Raw genomic sequence first — 17,122 nt, 5'->3', positions numbered from 1 at the left:
GCACGGCTGGGACGGAAGTCGCTGTCGTTCTCAAAATCGGTGGAGCTGCATGACAAAGTCATCGGGCATTATCTGAACATAAAACACTATCAATAAGTTGGAGTCATTACCCGTCGCGTCAACGATAAAGAGCTGATGATAACCGCCGCATTGCCGGGCAGTGGCGAATGGGGAACTCAGCGTGAAGCGCTGGCATTCGAACAAGCAGCTGTCGCCGAAGAAACTGAATTACAAACCTTACTGGTGCGCGAAAAAGTTGAAGCCGCGCGCAGAGCGATGCTGCTGTATCCGCAACAATTAAGCTGGAACTGGTGGGATGACGTCACCGTAGAAATCCGTTTCTGGCTTCCGGCGGGAAGTTTTGCAACCAGCGTTGTCAGGGAACTTATCAACACAACAGGTGATTATGCGCATATTGCTGAGTAATGATGACGGGGTACATGCACCCGGTATACAAACGCTGGCGAAAGCCTTGCGTGAGTTTGCTGACGTTCAGGTGGTCGCCCCCGATCGTAACCGCAGCGGCGCTTCTAATTCTCTGACACTGGAATCCTCCCTGCGCACGTTTACCTTTGAAAATGGTGATATTGCTGTGCAAATGGGAACCCCGACCGATTGCGTCTATCTTGGCGTAAATGCTCTGATGCGCCCGCGCCCGGACATTGTTGTGTCCGGAATTAACGCCGGGCCGAATCTGGGGGATGATGTTATTTATTCCGGTACGGTAGCGGCCGCGATGGAAGGCCGTCATTTAGGTTTTCCGGCGCTTGCCGTCTCGCTTGACGGGCATAAACATTACGACACTGCCGCGGCGGTAACCTGCTCAATTTTGCGCGCACTGTGTAAAGAGCCGCTGCGCACCGGGCGTATTCTTAATATTAACGTTCCGGATTTACCATTGGATCAAATCAAAGGTATTCGCGTGACGCGCTGCGGTACACGACATCCGGCAGATCAGGTGATCCCGCAGCAAGATCCGCGCGGCAATACGCTGTACTGGATTGGCCCGCCGGGCGGTAAATGTGATGCCGGTCCGGGGACCGATTTTGCTGCGGTAGATGAGGGCTATGTTTCCATCACGCCGCTGCATGTGGATTTAACTGCGCATAGCGCGCAAGATGTGGTTTCAGACTGGTTAAACAGCGTGGGAGTTGGCACGCAATGGTAAGCAGACGCGTACAAGCACTTCTGGATCAATTACGTGCGCAAGGTATTCAGGATGAGCTGGTGCTGAATGCACTTGCCGCCGTGCCGCGTGAAAAATTCGTTGATGAAGCGTTTGAACAAAAAGCCTGGGACAATATCGCCTTGCCGATAGGTCAGGGGCAGACAATTTCGCAGCCGTATATGGTGGCGCGAATGACCGAATTACTCGAACTGACGCCGCAGTCGCGGGTGCTGGAAATTGGCACCGGTTCGGGATATCAAACGGCAATCCTGGCGCATCTTGTCCAGCATGTTTGCTCGGTTGAACGGATTAAAGGCTTGCAGTGGCAGGCGCGTCGCCGCCTGAAAAATCTTGATTTACATAATGTTTCAACCCGTCATGGCGATGGATGGCAAGGTTGGCAGGCACGTGCGCCGTTTGACGCTATCATTGTTACGGCGGCACCGCCGGAAATTCCAACTGCGCTAATGACGCAGCTGGACGAAGGCGGAATTCTCGTCTTACCCGTAGGGGAGGAGCACCAGTATTTGAAACGGGTGCGTCGTCGGGGAGGCGAATTTATTATCGATACCGTGGAGGCCGTGCGCTTTGTCCCTTTAGTGAAGGGTGAGCTGGCTTAAAACGTGAGGAAATACCTGGATTTTTCCTGGTTATTTTGCCGCAGGTCAGCGTATCGTGAACATCTTTTCCAGTGTTCAGTATGGTGCCTTGCACGGTAATTATGTCACTGGTTATTAACCAATTTTTCCTGGGGGATAAATGAGCGCGGGAAGCCCAAAATTCACCGTTCGCCGCATTGCGGCTTTGTCACTGGTTTCGCTATGGCTGGCAGGCTGTTCTGACACTTCAAATCCACCGGCACCGGTCAGCTCCGTTAATGGCAATGCGCCTGCAAATACCAATTCTGGTATGTTGATTACGCCGCCGCCGAAAATGGGGACGACGTCTACAGCGCAGCAACCGCAAATTCAGCCGGTACAGCAGCCACAAATTCAGGCTACTCAACAACCGCAAATCCAGCCAGTACAGCCAGTAGCTCAGCAGCCGGTACAGATGGAAAACGGACGCATCGTCTACAACCGTCAGTATGGGAACATTCCGAAAGGCAGTTATAGCGGCAGTACCTATACCGTGAAAAAAGGCGACACACTTTTCTATATCGCCTGGATTACTGGCAACGATTTCCGTGACCTTGCTCAGCGCAACAATATTCAGGCACCATATGCGCTGAACGTCGGTCAGACCTTACAGGTGGGTAATGCTTCCGGTACGCCAATCACTGGCGGAAATGCCATTACCCAGGCCGACGCAGCAGAGCAAGGAGTTGTGATCAAGCCTGCACAAAATTCCACCGTTGCTGTTGCGTCGCAACCGACAATTACGTATTCTGAGTCTTCGGGTGAACAGAGTGCTAACAAAATGTTGCCGAACAACAAGCCAACTGCGACCACGGTCACAGCGCCTGTAACGGTACCAACAGCAAGCACAACCGAGCCGACTGTCAGCAGTACATCAACCAGTACGCCTATCTCCACCTGGCGCTGGCCGACTGAGGGCAAAGTGATCGAAACCTTTGGCGCTTCTGAGGGGGGCAACAAGGGGATTGATATCGCAGGCAGCAAAGGACAGGCAATTATCGCGACCGCAGATGGCCGCGTTGTTTATGCCGGTAACGCGCTGCGCGGCTACGGTAATCTGATTATCATCAAACATAATGATGATTACCTGAGTGCCTACGCCCATAACGACACAATGCTGGTCCGGGAACAACAAGAAGTGAAGGCGGGGCAAAAAATAGCAACCATGGGTAGCACCGGAACCAGTTCAACACGCTTGCATTTTGAAATTCGTTACAAGGGGAAATCCGTAAACCCGCTGCGTTATTTGCCGCAGCGATAAATCGGCGGAACCAGGCTTTTGCTTGAATGTTCCGTCAAGGGATCACGGGTAGGAGCCACCTTATGAGTCAGAATACGCTGAAAGTTCATGATTTAAATGAAGATGCGGAATTTGATGAGAACGGAGTTGAGGTTTTTGACGAAAAGGCCTTAGTAGAAGAGGAACCCAGTGATAACGATTTGGCCGAAGAGGAACTGTTATCGCAGGGAGCCACACAGCGTGTGCTGGACGCGACTCAGCTTTACCTTGGTGAGATTGGTTATTCACCACTGTTAACGGCCGAAGAAGAAGTTTATTTTGCGCGTCGCGCACTGCGTGGAGATGTCGCCTCTCGCCGCCGGATGATCGAGAGTAACTTGCGTCTGGTGGTAAAAATTGCCCGCCGTTATGGCAATCGTGGTCTGGCGTTGCTGGACCTGATCGAAGAGGGCAACCTGGGGCTGATCCGCGCGGTAGAGAAGTTTGACCCGGAACGTGGTTTCCGCTTCTCAACATACGCAACCTGGTGGATTCGCCAGACGATCGAACGGGCGATTATGAACCAAACCCGTACTATTCGTTTGCCGATTCACATCGTAAAGGAGCTGAACGTTTACCTGCGAACCGCACGCGAGTTGTCCCATAAACTGGACCACGAACCAAGTGCGGAAGAGATCGCAGAGCAACTGGATAAGCCAGTTGATGACGTCAGCCGTATGCTTCGTCTTAACGAGCGCATTACCTCGGTAGACACCCCGCTGGGTGGTGATTCCGAAAAAGCGTTGCTGGACATCCTGGCCGATGAAAAAGAGAACGGTCCGGAAGATACCACGCAAGATGACGATATGAAGCAGAGCATCGTCAAATGGCTGTTCGAGCTGAACGCCAAACAGCGTGAAGTACTGGCACGTCGATTCGGTTTGCTGGGGTACGAAGCGGCAACACTGGAAGATGTAGGTCGTGAAATTGGCCTCACCCGTGAACGTGTTCGCCAGATTCAGGTTGAAGGCCTGCGCCGTTTGCGCGAAATCCTGCAAACGCAGGGGCTGAATATCGAAGCGCTGTTCCGCGAATAAGTAAGCATCTGTCAGAAAGGCCAGTCTCTTATGAGGCTGGCCTTTTTCTTTTGTATGGGGAGTTGGTATGTTTCGTCGCCTGGATAAGACACGTCAGCGTCCCATCCGGCAATCAACATCCTATTTGCTCATCATCTTGCGCACCAGCTGCATAAACAGCTCCTGCTCTTCTCCACTCAAACGCCCCAAAAATTCCTCATCCACACTGTCACCTATCGGTATCGCCGCAGCAAGTATCTTTTCGCCTTCGGCAGTCAGCCAGACAAAGCGTCGCCGCTTGTCAGCGGCGTCATGTTCACGTCTGACTAAGCCACGATTTTCCATTCTTGCCAACATTTCTGCCAGCGTTGCTTTGGTGCTGACTGCTGCTTCTATCAGTGCCACCTGTTCGATACCAGGCTTATCAGCAATGGCGCGCATCACCGCGTACTGTGGTTTGGTCAGGTCAGGTAACTCGTGCTGCCAGCGAGCTGTATGCTGCTGAAAAAGCTGTCGTAACTGATGGAACGCTTTATTTCGTAACGCCATGTAAACTCCGGGCAAACTATCTGCCGCTATCATAGCGGTTTTTCAGTGACGAAGAAGATGTTGTTACTTTTCAGCGCTTGCCGCGATGAAAACAGAGGCGTATTTTAATAATAACGTTCGTATACGAACAATTTAGAGAGTAAGCAATGAAACTGATCGTCGGGATGACAGGGGCTACCGGTGCGCCTCTTGGTGTGGCATTACTGCAAGCGCTGCGGGAGATGCCGAATGTCGAGACTCATCTGGTGATGTCGACGTGGGCGAAAACCACCATTGAACTGGAAACGCCTTACAGCGCCCGCGATGTTGCTGCCCTCGCAGACTTCAGCCATAACCCGGCGGATCAGGCGGCGACCATCTCCTCAGGTTCCTTTCGTACCGACGGCATGATCGTTATTCCGTGCAGTATGAAAACGCTCGCCGGTATCCGTGCCGGTTACGCCGATGGCCTGGTGGGGCGCGCGGCGGACGTCGTGCTCAAAGAAGGCCGCAAACTAGTGCTGGTGCCGCGTGAAATGCCGCTTAGCACCATCCATCTCGAAAATATGCTCGCACTTTCACGCATGGGCGTGGCGATGGTGCCGCCGATGCCTGCCTTTTATAACCATCCCGAAACGGTAGATGACATTGTCCACCACGTGGTAGCCCGCGTGCTGGATCAATTTGGCCTCGAACATCCCCACGCCAGGCGCTGGCAAGGATTGCCGCAGGTCCGGAATTTTTCTCAGGAGAATGAATAATGGCATTTGATGATTTACGCAGCTTTTTACAGGCGCTTGATGACCACGGCCAGTTACTGAAAATCAGCGAAGAGGTGAACGCGGAACCGGATCTGGCAGCCGCAGCCAACGCCACCGGGCGTATCGGCGACGGCGCGCCCGCGCTTTGGTTTGATAATATTCGCGGCTTTATCGATGCCCGCGTGGCAATGAACACCATCGGTTCCTGGCAGAACCACGCGATTTCCCTCGGCCTGCCGCCAAACACCCCGGTTAAAAAACAGATTGATGAGTTTATCCGCCGCTGGGATAACTTCCCCATTGCCCCGGAGCGCCGCGCCAATCCAGCCTGGGCGCAGAACACCGTCGATGGCGACGAGATCAACCTGTTCGATATTCTGCCACTGTTTCGTTTAAACGACGGTGATGGCGGTTTCTATCTCGACAAAGCGTGCGTGGTTTCCCGCGATCCGCTTGATCCGGATAACTTCGGCAAGCAGAACGTCGGCATCTACCGTATGGAAGTGAAGGGTAAGCGTAAGCTCGGTCTGCAACCGGTGCCGATGCACGATATCGCCCTGCATCTGCATAAAGCGGAAGAGCGCGGTGAAGATCTGCCGATTGCAATCACGCTCGGTAACGATCCGATCATCACCCTGATGGGGGCCACGCCGCTGAAATACGATCAGTCTGAGTATGAAATGGCAGGCGCGCTGCGCGAAAGCCCGTACCCGATCGCCACCGCCCCGCTGACCGGTTTTGATGTGCCGTGGGGCTCGGAAGTGATCCTCGAAGGGGTCATCGAAAGCCGTAAACGCGAAATCGAAGGGCCGTTCGGTGAGTTTACCGGGCACTACTCCGGCGGGCGTAATATGACCGTCGTGCGCATTGATAAAGTCTCTTATCGCAGCAAACCCATTTTTGAATCGCTCTATCTCGGGATGCCGTGGACGGAAATCGACTACCTGATGGGGCCAGCCACCTGCGTGCCGCTGTATCAGCAACTGAAAGCCGAGTTCCCGGAAGTGCAGGCGGTGAACGCCATGTACACCCACGGCCTTCTGGCGATTATCTCCACCAAAAAACGCTACGGCGGCTTTGCCCGCGCGGTGGGCCTGCGTGCGATGACCACGCCGCACGGTCTGGGCTACGTGAAGATGGTGATTATGGTCGATGAAGACGTTGATCCGTTCAACCTGCCGCAGGTGATGTGGGCGCTCTCCTCGAAAGTGAACCCGGCAGGGGATTTGGTGCAGTTGCCGAATATGTCCGTGCTGGAACTCGACCCCGGCTCAAGCCCGGCCGGTATCACCGACAAGCTGATTATCGACGCCACCACGCCTGTCGCTCCGGACAACCGTGGTCACTACAGCCAGCCGGTGGTGGATTTACCGGAAACCAAAGCCTGGGCTGAAAAACTGACCGCTATGCTGGCCGCACGTCAATAAGGAGAACAAGATGATTTGTCCACGTTGTGCCGATGAACAGATTGAAGTGATGGCGAAATCGCCGGTAAAAGATGTCTGGATGGTCTACCAGTGCCAGCATTGCCTCTATACCTGGCGCGATACCGAACCGCTACGCCGCACCAGCCGCGAACATTATCCCGAAGCGTTCCGCATGACGCAGAAAGATATTGATGACGCGCCGATGGTGCCGAGCATCCCGCCGCTGCTGGCGGAAGGTAAGCGCTAAATAAAAGGTCCGATGCCCATCGGACCTTTTATTAAGGTCAAATTACCGCCCATACGCACCAGGTAATTAAGAATCCGGTAAAACCGAGAATGGTCGTTAACACTGTCCAGGTTTTCAGACCGTCTGCTACCGACAACCCCAGATATTTGGTCACAATCCAGAACCCTGAGTCATTAATATGTGACGCACCAAGCCCACCAAAGCAGGCTGCCAGCGTCACCAATACGCACTGAATCGGATTCAATCCCATCACCGCTTCTGAGAGTAACCCGCCGGTTGTCAGGATTGCTACGGTTGCTGATCCCTGCGATGCACGCAGCGCCAGTGAAATAATAAATGCGGCTGGTAACAGAGGCAGGTCAATCATTTGTAGCATGTTGGCAAGGGCTTTGCCGACGCCCGATTCCACCAGCACTTTGCCAAATACCCCTCCAGCACCAGTAACCAAAATCACTACCGCCGCAGTGGGAAGGGCTGAGCCCATAATGTCGCTGGTGTGTTGTAAGCTCCAGCCGCGACGTAAAGCCAATAACCAGAATGCCAGCACCAGCGCAATCATTAGAGCTACCATTGGTGAGCCGATCAGCTGTAGCGTACCAAGCAGGGGATGCGAAGGCGGCATCAGTGTTGCGGAAACCGTACCCGCCATGATAATCGCGATAGGAATAACAATTAGCGAGGTGACCAGCGCGACGCCCGGTGGATTTATTTTATCGCTTAATTTTGTCGCGCCTTCCTCACTGGCCGGAGCCAGTTGCATCTGTTCCAGTACCTCGACCGACATCGCATATTGGCGCTTATTGATTATTTTCGCTGCAAAGTAGCCAACAATCCCTACGGGAATAGAAATCGCAATACCGATGATGGTTAGCCAGCCGATGTCTGCGTGGAGTAACCCCGCTGCGGCGACAGGGCCTGGATGCGGCGGTACCGCCACGTGAACAGTGAGCATGATCCCAGCGACAGGCAGGCCAAATTTGAGTGGTGATATTTTGGCAACCTTGGCAAAACCGTAAATGATTGGCGCAAGAATAATAAAGCCGACATCAAAGAAGACGGGAATACCGAGGAAGAACGCTGCCAGAGTCAGCGCAGCGATAGTTCGTTTGTCGCCTAACTTGCGACTGAAATAATTAGCCAGTGACTCTGCACCACCAGAGTGTTCGATCATACGCCCCAGCATAGCGCCCAGACCAATAATAATAGTGACGGAACCAAGCACACCGCCCATCCCGGCGATCATCACTTTACCCACTTCGCCCGCCGGTATACCCGCCGCAAGTGCGACTAACAGGCTGACGAGGAGCAGAGCAACGAATGGTTGTACCTTTGCCTTGATGACCAGCAGCAACAGCATGATTACGCCAGCTAACGCAATGCATAACAATGTAATTGTGGACATGGGAAACCCTGTCTGAAAGTTATAGTTAACCTACCCCATCCGTAGATGGGGGGATGTATGGGTACGTTGTAATTAGGGATTGAGCGAATTAGCGCCAGGCGTCAAACCAGCCAAGCCCTTCTTCGGTGAGGCCACGAGGTTTGTATTCACAACCGATCCAGCCCTGATATCCCACTTCATCGAACAGGCGGAACAGCCACGGATAGTTGATTTCTCCATCGTCCGGTTCATGTCGATCAGGTAGTCCGGCAATTTGTACGTGCGCATATTTCCCGGCGTAGTCGCGGATTAAATGCGTCAGGTTGCCATCTACTTTTTGCGCATGGAAAGTATCTAGTTGAATAAAAACGTTATCTCGCGCAACCTCTTCAACAATAGCCAGTGCCTGATACTGGCTGGAGAAGAGATAATGAGGCTTAACGCCGGGGCTGAGTGCTTCAACCAATATTCGCTTGCCGTGTGGCGCAAAGTGGTCGGCAGCGTAGCGGAGATTATCAATAAATACTGCCCGGTACCGTTCAGCATCTTCGCCAGCGGGCACGACGCCTGCCATCACATGGACTTGTTCACAATTGAGCGCCAATGCATATTCCAGTGCCAGGTCGATGTCTGCACGTGCTTCGTGCTCACGTCCGGGAAGGGCGGATAATCCCCATTCTCCCGCATTAATATCTCCGGGAGCGGTATTGAACAGCGCCAGCGTCAGGTGGTTTTGCGCCAGTTGCTGCTGGATTTGCTGGGGGGAGTAGTCATAGGGAAACAGAAACTCCACAGCATCGAACCCGGCTTTTCGCGCTGCGGCGAAGCGTTCAATAAAAGGCACTTCGGTGAACATCATGGATAAATTAGCTGCAAAACGAGGCATTGCATTAACTCCTTAATTCCGCAATTTCACCTGCGGTCAGATAACGGATCGGGCGGTCACCGAGAATAAAAATCAGCTTTGCCGTTTCCTCCAGCTCTTCCATATTGTTGGCGGCTTCTTGCAGGCTTTCACCACAAACCACTGGGCCATGATTTGCCAGTAAAAAAGCCTGATTGTCTGCTGCCAGTTCCGCCAGATCCTGTGCGATGCGTTTATCGCCCGGTCGGTAATAAGGCACCAGCGGGATATTTCCCATCCGCATCACCACGTATGGTGTGAACGGACGAATAACGTTGCTGCTGTCCAGCCCTTGCAGGCAGGAAAGCGCCGTCGACCATGTGCTGTGCAAATGCACCACCGCTTTACAGCGCGGATTGTTGCGATACAGCGCCAGATGAAAGAGCACCTCTTTCGAGGGTTTGTCACCACTTAACCATTCGCCATCCGCGGCGACTTTGGAAAGCCGCTGCGGATCGAGATTGCCCAGGCATGAACCTGTCGGTGTCGCCAGTAAATTCCCGTCAGGTAAAAGCAGCGACAGATTGCCAGCCGAACCGGTTGCATAGCCGCGCTGAAAGAATGAACTGGCAATCCGCGTCATCTCCTCTCGCAAAGACTGCTCTACTTTTGCGAAATCGCTCATGATAAAAACTCTCTTTGGGCTCGTGAAAAAAAGGCTTCATCACCGAAGTTGCCAGATTTAAGGGCGAGTGAGACAGGCTTATCCAGTGCGTTTACCCACGGCACGCCGGGGGAAATGGTTGGGCCAATATGAAACCCTTTTATTCCCAGGCTCTGTGTGACTACGCCGGAGGTCTCACCGCCTGCGACAATAAAGCGTGTCACGCCTTCCGCTGCTAACCGCGCCGCTAGTTGAGAAAACAGTGTTTCTACTGCCTGACTGGCTTTTTGTGCACCGTATTGCTGTTGAATTGCTGCCAATGCGTCAGTGCTGGCGGTGGCAAAAACCAGTGGAGCAAGTACACTTTCCTGGCCCAGAACCCACTCTGCCAGCTCGTGTGCATAAGCGGCCAGAGTTTCGGTTGAGAGGCAGCGTGCCACATCAACCTCACGGGCTGGTGCAATTTGACGGTAATGTGCCACCTGGCGGTTGGTCATTTGAGAGCATGAACCGGAGAGCACTACGCCGCGCCCAGCGAGCGGACGCCCTGCTTCGCGAGCCTGGTTACCGTTTTCTTGCGCCCACTGCCGGGCCAGGCCAATCGCCAGACCAGAACCGCCCGTTACCAGTGGGGCATCGCGCAAGGCTTCCCCCTGAATTTCCAGATGGTGTTCGGTCAGCGCATCAAGCACCGCGTAGCGATAGCCCTCTTGCTGTAAGCGAGCCAGCTCCTGACGAACGGCATCCACACCTTGTTCGAAAACATGTGCCGAAACGACGCCGCAGCGCCCTGTGGATTGCGCTTCAACCAGACGGGGAAGATAGCTGTCGGTCATGGGATTTACCGGGTGATGGCGCATTCCGGATTCGGCCAGCAGTTGATTCATTACGAACAAATACCCCTGATAAACCGTACGTCCGTTGACCGGCAGGGCCGGAGAGAAGACCGTAAACGGCGTGTCGAGAGCATCCATTAATGCATCGGTAACCGGGCCGATATTACCTTTCGCAGTACTGTCGAAAGTAGAGCAGTATTTGAAATAGATCTGTTTGCAACCTTGCTGTTGCAACCAGCTCAGAGCCGCCAGCGATTGCTGTGTGGCTTCAACCACCGGACAGGAACGCGTTTTCAGGCTGATCACCAGTGCGTCGATTGCTTCCGGCATTTTACCTGTTGGAACACCGTTAATTTGTACCGTTGGTAGACCGTTTTCCACCAGAAAACTGGCGATATCCGTCGCGCCGGTAAAATCATCGGCGATAACGCCAATCTTGATCATGATTTCGCTCCCGGTAGGGTGATGCCAGAGAAAATCTTGATAACTGCGCTATCGTCTTCTTTCCCGTAACCCGCGTTACTGGCGCTGGTGAACATATTCAATGCTGTTGAGGCCAATGGCAGCGGGAAGTGCAGGGCTTTGGCGGTATCGGCAACCAGACCAAGATCCTTAACAAAAATATCGACGGCTGAATGCGGGGTGTAATCGCCATCCACCACATGACGCATCCGGTTTTCGAACATCCATGAATTTCCGGCGGCATTGGTCACGACGTCATACATCACATCCAGCGGGATCCCCGCACGGGCTGCAAGTGCCATCGCTTCGGCTCCGGCAGCAATATGTACGCCCGCTAACAACTGGTGAATAATTTTTACGGTCGAACCCAGTCCCGGTTCTGAACCGATGCGATAAACTTTTCCGGCAACGGCTTCCAGCACGGGTGCCAGTCGTTCAAAGGCAATATCGCTACCGGAGGCCATGACAGTCATTTCACCGTTAGCGGCTTTTACTGCACCACCAGAAACTGGCGCATCCAGCATTTCCAGATCGAATCCAGCCAGAGCGGTAGCAATTTCTTGCGCATCAGCACTGGCGATAGTGGAAGAAACCATTACTGCCGTACCGGGTTTCAGATGTTGTGCAACGCCTTTTCCACCAAACAGCACCTGTTTAACCTGGGTCGCATTGACCACCAGCACCAGCAGAGCGTCCAGTTTTTCGGCAAACGTCGCGGCGTTATCAGAAACCCCGCAAGCACCAGCCTCTTTCAACGTAGCGCAGGCATTGCTGTTCAGGTCTGCGCCCCAGGTAGAAAGACCTGCGCGGACACATGACAGTGCTGCTCCCATTCCCATTGACCCTAAGCCAACGATACCGACATGAAACTCCGATCCCGTTTTCATCTGCTCTCCTTGTTAATTTAAGTGATATTTTGTTTGATGTTGTGAATATAAGCGCGGAAAGATAACGATATGGTGAGCTGATTCACAAAAATTAACATTGTGTGTTATTTTATGTGAACTAAGCGTTAGTTGCGCCGCGCACGTTTCGCAGGCAAATAGCGTAGAATGTCAGCAGGACAAAGGAAGGAGCAAAAGTTGATACCCGTAGAGCGTCGCCAAATCATCCTTGAGATGGTAGCTGAAAAAGGCATTGTTAGTATTGCTGAACTAACGGACAGAATGAATGTGTCACATATGACCATTCGTCGGGATTTACAAAAACTGGAGCAGCAGGGAGCCGTTGTGCTGGTGTCCGGGGGCGTCCAGTCTCCGGGACGGGTGGCGCATGAACCTTCTCATCAGGTAAAAACTGCGCTGGCAATGACGCAAAAAGCGGCTATTGGCAAGCTGGCGGCAAGTCTTGTTCAGCCGGGACGTTGTATCTATCTGGATGCGGGAACGACCACGTTAGCGATTGCACAGCATCTGATTCACATGGAGCCACTCACAGTGGTTACTAACGACTTCGTTATTGCGGACTACTTGCTCGACAACAGTAATTGCACAATTATTCACACTGGCGGCGCAGTGTGTCGGGAAAACCGTTCCTGTGTTGGGGAAGCCGCTGCGACCATGCTGCGTAGCCTGATGATTGATCAGGCTTTTATTTCTGCATCGTCATGGAGTATGCGGGGGATCTCTACGCCAGCAGAAGATAAAGTCACGGTGAAAAGGGCGATTGCCAGTGCCAGCCGTCAGCGAGTTTTGGTCTGTGATGCGACGAAATATGGACAGGTGGCGACATGGCTGGCGTTACCATTAAGCGAGTTTGATCAGATCATTACTGACGACGGTCTGCCGGAGAGTGCCAGCCGCGCGCTGGCGAAGCTGGATCTCTCTTTGCTGATAGCGAAAAATGAATAATGACCTGCAATAACGCCGGGTTACTCATGCTTCACAGAAGAAGCATGAGACTACTTTATTTTATAAAATGACAGCCGCCCGCTTTTCGGCGATCCGGTATCTATATAAATCTGGTTAGCGAACGTCTGAATGTTATCAAACATCATATGTCCAAATATAAAATAATCAGCGCCGTTTATTTGTTGTAACTCGCCATTAAGCGATTTCTGCACACGATCAACAGGCCAGAGTAGTTCTCTCTCCGCTATTTCTTTGCCAAACTGATACTCCTTCCCCGGATAATCTGCATGTGCGATGACATATTTTATGGTGTCGTTAGTGATTTCAATAATATGTGGAAGGTGATGGAATTTCAGCAACAGATCTATTGCCTCTTGTTGCTCTGAATCATTTAAATCGAAAAACCAGTCACCACCGCTGGCAAGCCACATATTGCCATCGCCGGTCGCGAACGCATCCAACGCCATCGCTTCGTGGTTGCCTTTGACGGAGATAAACCAGGGCTGGTTTAACAGGCGCAGCACGTTAAGACTCTCGGGCCCACGATCGATGTTATCGCCGACAGAAATAAGCAAGTCGGTTTCAGGACAAAAAGAGAGTTGATGTAAGCGGGATTGTAATAATTGATAGTCACCATGAATATCACCAACGGCCCATATATGGTGATAGTGATGGGCATTGATTTTTTGGTAGCGTGTAGATGGCATGGTTTTACCCTGTAAAATAAGATTTCCTATTATACAGGGTATTTTTATTTGATTCGTCAGTTGTCGTTAATATTCCCGATAGCAAAAGACTATCGGGAATTGTTATTACACCAGACTCTTCAAGCGATAAATCCACTCCAGCGCCTGACGCGGGGTGAGTGAATCTGGGTCGAGATTTTCCAGTGCTTCGACCGCAGGCGACGTTTCTTCTGGCACTGACAGCAAAGACATTTGCGTACCATCCACTTGCGTCGCGGCGGCGTTCGGCGAAATGCTTTCCAGCTCACGCAGTTTTTGCCGTGCGCGCTTAATAACCTCTTTTGGCACGCCGGCCAGAGCTGCAACCGCCAGGCCGTAGCTTTTGCTCGCTGCGCCATCCTGCACGCTGTGCATAAAGGCAATGGTGTCGCCGTGCTCCAGTGCATCGAGATGCACGTTGGCGACGCCTTCCATTTTCTCCGGTAACTGGGTCAGCTCGAAATAGTGGGTAGCAAACAACGTCAACGCTTTAATCTTATTCGCCAGATTTTCCGCGCACGCCCACGCCAGCGACAGACCATCGTAAGTGGACGTTCCACGCCCAATCTCATCCATCAGCACCAGACTGTACTCGGTGGCGTTATGTAAAATATTGGCGGTTTCGGTCATTTCCACCATAAAGGTTGAACGCCCGGATGCCAGATCATCCGCTGCCCCTACGCGGGTAAAGATGCGATCGATAGGTCCAATCTCGACTTTTTGTGCCGGTACATAGCTGCCGATGTAGGCCATCAGCGCAATCAGTGCGGTCTGGCGCATATAGGTACTTTTACCGCCCATATTCGGACCGGTAATGATCAACATGCGACGCTGCGGCGACAGGTTCAGCGGGTTGGCGATAAACGGCTCATTCAGCACCTGTTCAACCACCGGATGGCGGCCTTCGGTGATGCGAATACCCGGTTTATCAATAAAGGTCGGGCAGGTGTAGTTCAGCGTATAGGCCCGTTCCGCCAGGTTCACCAGCACGTCGAGTTCCGCCAGCGCGCTCGCGCTCTGTTGCAACGCTTCCAGATGCGGCAACAGCAGGTCGAACAACTCTTCATAAAGCTGTTTTTCCAGTGCCAGTGCTTTGCCTTTTGAAGTGAGAACTTTGTCTTCGTACTCTTTTAGCTCTGGAATAATGTAGCGCTCGGCGTTTTTCAGCGTCTGGCGACGCATGTAATTGATGGGTGCCAGATGGCTTTGTCCACGGCTGATCTGAATGTAATAACCATGAACCGCGTTAAAGCCGACTTTCAGGGTGTCCAGGCCAGTACGTTCACGCTCGCGGACTTCCAGACGCTCCAGATAATCGGTCGCGCCGTCAGCCAGCGCGCGCCATTCATCCAGTTCTTCGTTATAACCAGTCGCAATAACACCACCGTCGCGTACCAGCACCGGCGGCGTGTCGATGATTGCTCGCTCCAGCAGGTCGCGCAGTTCGGCAAACTCGCCCATCTTCTCACGCAGTGCTTGTACCGGGGCGCTATCGACACCTTCCAGTTGCGCGCGCAGCTCCGGCAGTTGCTGGAAAGCGTGACGCATACGGGCCAGATCGCGTGGACGAGCAGTTCGTAAAGCCAGACGCGCCAGAATACGTTCCAGGTCGCCGACCTGACGCAGTACCGGCTGCAGCTCGGCGGTGAAATCCTGCAATGCGCCAATAGTTTGCTGGCGCTCAAGCAACACGCGGGTATCGCGCACTGGCATATGCAGCCAGCGTTTCAGCATACGACTACCCATCGGCGTTACAGTACAGTCGAGCACTGAAGCCAGCGTATTTTCCGCACCGCCGGCCAGGTTCTGAGTAATTTCCAGGTTACGACGCGTCGCGGCATCCATAATGATGCTGTCCTGCTGACGTTCCATAGTGATAGAACGAATATGCGGCAGGGTCGTGCGTTGGGTATCTTTCGCATACTGCAACAGACAACCGGCAGCACAAAGTCCGCGTGGTGCGTTCTCCACACCAAAACCGACCAGATCTCGGGTGCCAAATTGCAGGTTCAATTGCTGGCGAGCGGTGTCGATTTCAAACTCCCACAGCGGGCGACGACGCAGGCCGCGGCGACCTTCAATCAGCGACATCTCGGCGAAATCTTCCGCATACAGTAATTCCGCTGGATTCGTACGTTGCAGTTCTGCCGCCATCGTTTCGCGGTCCGCCGGTTCGCTCAGGCGAAAACGCCCGGAGCTGATATCCAGCGTGGCGTAGCCGAACCCCTTGCTGTCCTGCCAGATAGCCGCCAGCAGGTTGTCCTGACGTTCCTGCAACAGCGCTTCATCGCTGATGGTGCCCGGCGTAACGATACGGACAACTTTGCGCTCGACCGGCCCTTTGCTGGTCGCCGGATCGCCAATCTGTTCACAAATAGCAACCGATTCGCCCTGATTCACCAGTTTGGCGAGGTAGTTTTCCACCGCATGGTAGGGAATCCCCGCCATCGGGATCGGCTCTCCCGCCGAAGCACCGCGTTTGGTCAGTGAAATATCCAGCAGTTGCGATGCGCGTTTTGCGTCGTCATAAAACAGTTCATAAAAATCACCCATCCGGTAAAACAGCAGGATCTCGGGATGCTGGGCTTTCAGCTTGAGATACTGCTGCATCATGGGCGTATGGGCATCGAAATTTTCTATTGCACTCATGGGGTTATGTCCGGTTCCCTGATATTAAATGGGGTGTGATGGTTTTTATTTTCGTTGTAATCACATAAGGCGCACATGATACCGGAGTTAATCATTTCAGGGGAAGAAGCGAACGGCGAGTTCTTGATGGTGATTCCGGGAAAGATGCTGTTTTGCAGCTTTTGCGTGATGACGATGAAACAAGATCGCAAAATTCGTCGGTTGAAGAAACCTCCTCCTTCAGAGACATAGTCCCCTTTAAAATTAAGTTGTAATATAAATGCACCTTAAGAGTATGGAGGCAGCATGTCCGGCAAGCGTATCTCTCGTGAAAAACTGACGATTAAAAAAATGATCGATCTTTATCAAGCGAAATGCCCGCAGGCGTCAGCGGAGCCGGAGCATTACGAGGCGTTGTTTGTTTACGCGCAAAAGCGGCTGGATAAATGTGTGTTCGGCGAAGAGAAACCAGCCTGTAAGCAGTGTCCGGTGCACTGTTACCAGCCTGCAAAGCGTGAAGAGATGAAACAGATTATGCGTTGGGCCGGGCCGAGAATGCTGTGGCGTCATCCGATCTTAACCGTGCGTCATCTCATCGATGACAAGCGTCCGGTGCCGGAGTTGCCAGAAAAATATCGTCCAAAGAAATAAATCTGCCGGAGAGCCAT

Annotated in this window: 18 protein-coding genes and 2 pseudogenes; 12 read left to right on the top strand and 8 right to left on the bottom strand. The window is 52.9% G+C overall.

From position 1 onward, the window contains the following. The 6 genes and pseudogenes from ACJHWT_RS16185 to rpoS form a co-directional block, all read left to right on the top strand. Positions 1-96, top strand: a 96-nt coding sequence (locus ACJHWT_RS16185) for an IS1 family transposase (protein ID WP_000851394.1), incomplete at its 5' end; no start/stop codon positions are given. A 9-nt stretch (positions 97-105) separates the two neighbouring features. After that, positions 106-426, top strand: a pseudogene (gene truD / locus ACJHWT_RS16180) (tRNA pseudouridine(13) synthase TruD); the annotation flags it as partial. Next, positions 407-1,168, top strand: coding sequence for a 5'/3'-nucleotidase SurE (gene surE / locus ACJHWT_RS16175; protein WP_001295182.1), 762 nt, complete (start codon positions 407-409; stop codon positions 1,166-1,168). The pseudogene truD and the gene surE, both read left to right, overlap by 20 nt. Next, positions 1,162-1,788 carry a protein-L-isoaspartate O-methyltransferase gene (gene pcm, locus ACJHWT_RS16170; RefSeq protein WP_000254701.1) on the top strand — a complete coding sequence of 209 codons (627 nt, stop codon included), beginning with the start codon at positions 1,162-1,164 and terminating at the stop codon, positions 1,786-1,788. The genes surE and pcm overlap by 7 nt, the downstream gene beginning before the upstream one ends. 184 nt (positions 1,789-1,972) lie before the next feature. Next, positions 1,973-3,067 carry a murein hydrolase activator NlpD gene (nlpD, locus tag ACJHWT_RS16165; protein WP_306174120.1) on the top strand — a complete coding sequence of 365 codons (1,095 nt, stop codon included), beginning with the start codon at positions 1,973-1,975 and terminating at the stop codon, positions 3,065-3,067. A gap of 62 nt (positions 3,068-3,129) precedes the next feature. Then, positions 3,130-4,122 carry an RNA polymerase sigma factor RpoS gene (rpoS, locus tag ACJHWT_RS16160; protein ID WP_000081550.1) on the top strand — a complete coding sequence of 331 codons (993 nt, stop codon included), beginning with the start codon at positions 3,130-3,132 and terminating at the stop codon, positions 4,120-4,122. A 120-nt stretch (positions 4,123-4,242) separates the two neighbouring features. Here rpoS and ACJHWT_RS16155 read toward each other — a convergent pair whose 3' ends face one another. Further along, a complete protein-coding gene (locus ACJHWT_RS16155; protein ID WP_001208064.1) occupies positions 4,243-4,650 on the bottom strand; it encodes a MarR family winged helix-turn-helix transcriptional regulator in 408 nt (135 codons plus the stop codon). Between the two features lie 146 nt (positions 4,651-4,796). Here ACJHWT_RS16155 and ACJHWT_RS16150 point away from each other — a divergent pair, with 146 nt between their 5' ends. The 3 genes from ACJHWT_RS16150 to ACJHWT_RS16140 are packed head-to-tail and all read left to right on the top strand — an operon-like array spanning position 4,797 to position 7,064. Then, complete coding sequence (locus tag ACJHWT_RS16150; protein ID WP_000767730.1) at positions 4,797-5,390, top strand: non-oxidative hydroxyarylic acid decarboxylases subunit B; 594 nt, start codon at positions 4,797-4,799, stop codon at positions 5,388-5,390. Beyond that, positions 5,390-6,817 (top strand): non-oxidative hydroxyarylic acid decarboxylases subunit C, encoded by a 1,428-nt coding sequence (locus ACJHWT_RS16145; RefSeq protein ID WP_000863185.1) that lies wholly within the window; start codon positions 5,390-5,392, stop codon positions 6,815-6,817. The genes ACJHWT_RS16150 and ACJHWT_RS16145 overlap by 1 nt, the downstream gene beginning before the upstream one ends. Positions 6,818-6,827: 10 nt before the next feature. Further along, positions 6,828-7,064, top strand: coding sequence for a non-oxidative hydroxyarylic acid decarboxylases subunit D (locus ACJHWT_RS16140; protein WP_000562976.1), 237 nt, complete (start codon positions 6,828-6,830; stop codon positions 7,062-7,064). Positions 7,065-7,101: 37 nt separating this feature from the next. On the opposite strand, the gene ACJHWT_RS16135 is transcribed toward ACJHWT_RS16140, so the two are convergent. The 5 genes from ACJHWT_RS16135 to ltnD all read right to left on the bottom strand — a co-directional run bounded on the left by ACJHWT_RS16135 (position 7,102) and on the right by ltnD (position 12,138). After that, positions 7,102-8,466, bottom strand: coding sequence for a GntP family transporter (locus ACJHWT_RS16135; protein WP_000104432.1), 1,365 nt, complete (start codon positions 8,464-8,466; stop codon positions 7,102-7,104). A gap of 88 nt (positions 8,467-8,554) precedes the next feature. After that, entirely contained in the window at positions 8,555-9,331 is a 777-nt protein-coding gene (locus tag ACJHWT_RS16130) for an HPr family phosphocarrier protein (RefSeq protein ID WP_001136910.1), read from the bottom strand. A gap of 4 nt (positions 9,332-9,335) precedes the next feature. Further along, positions 9,336-9,974 carry an aldolase gene (locus tag ACJHWT_RS16125; protein ID WP_001278992.1) on the bottom strand — a complete coding sequence of 213 codons (639 nt, stop codon included), beginning with the start codon at positions 9,972-9,974 and terminating at the stop codon, positions 9,336-9,338. Beyond that, positions 9,971-11,233, bottom strand: a complete 1,263-nt coding sequence (gene otnK / locus ACJHWT_RS16120; RefSeq protein ID WP_000590398.1) for a 3-oxo-tetronate kinase — start codon at positions 11,231-11,233, stop codon at positions 9,971-9,973. The genes ACJHWT_RS16125 and otnK overlap by 4 nt, the downstream gene beginning before the upstream one ends. Beyond that, positions 11,230-12,138, bottom strand: a complete 909-nt coding sequence (gene ltnD / locus ACJHWT_RS16115) for an L-threonate dehydrogenase (protein WP_000848000.1) — start codon at positions 12,136-12,138, stop codon at positions 11,230-11,232. The genes otnK and ltnD overlap by 4 nt, the downstream gene beginning before the upstream one ends. 195 nt (positions 12,139-12,333) lie before the next feature. Between ltnD and ygbI the strand changes: the two genes are divergently transcribed. Continuing rightward, positions 12,334-13,101: a DNA-binding transcriptional repressor YgbI gene (gene ygbI, locus ACJHWT_RS16110; RefSeq protein ID WP_001318002.1), complete on the top strand. Its 768-nt coding sequence runs from the start codon at positions 12,334-12,336 to the stop codon at positions 13,099-13,101. A 50-nt stretch (positions 13,102-13,151) separates the two neighbouring features. On the opposite strand, the gene pphB is transcribed toward ygbI, so the two are convergent. After that, positions 13,152-13,808: a protein-serine/threonine phosphatase gene (gene pphB / locus ACJHWT_RS16105; RefSeq protein WP_001141285.1), complete on the bottom strand. Its 657-nt coding sequence runs from the start codon at positions 13,806-13,808 to the stop codon at positions 13,152-13,154. A 105-nt stretch (positions 13,809-13,913) separates the two neighbouring features. Next, positions 13,914-16,475 carry a DNA mismatch repair protein MutS gene (gene mutS / locus ACJHWT_RS16100; protein ID WP_001272914.1) on the bottom strand — a complete coding sequence of 854 codons (2,562 nt, stop codon included), beginning with the start codon at positions 16,473-16,475 and terminating at the stop codon, positions 13,914-13,916. 75 nt (positions 16,476-16,550) lie between these two features. On the opposite strand from mutS, the pseudogene ACJHWT_RS16095 reads away from it, so the two are divergent. Together ACJHWT_RS16095 and ACJHWT_RS16090 are read left to right on the top strand one after the other, a co-directional pair. After that, positions 16,551-16,729, top strand: a pseudogene (locus ACJHWT_RS16095) (hypothetical protein). A 31-nt stretch (positions 16,730-16,760) separates the two neighbouring features. Beyond that, on the top strand, positions 16,761-17,105 hold the full coding sequence (locus tag ACJHWT_RS16090; protein WP_000015494.1) for a nitrous oxide-stimulated promoter family protein: 345 nt from the start codon (positions 16,761-16,763) through the stop codon (positions 17,103-17,105). The last annotated feature ends 17 nt before the right edge of the window (positions 17,106-17,122 follow it).

This window comes from Escherichia sp. WS338, assembly GCF_046486405.1.
Classification (GTDB): domain Bacteria; phylum Pseudomonadota; class Gammaproteobacteria; order Enterobacterales; family Enterobacteriaceae; genus Escherichia; species Escherichia coli.
Note: the sequence above shows the minus strand (reverse complement) of the source record. Positions and strands in the feature narration are given on the sequence as shown.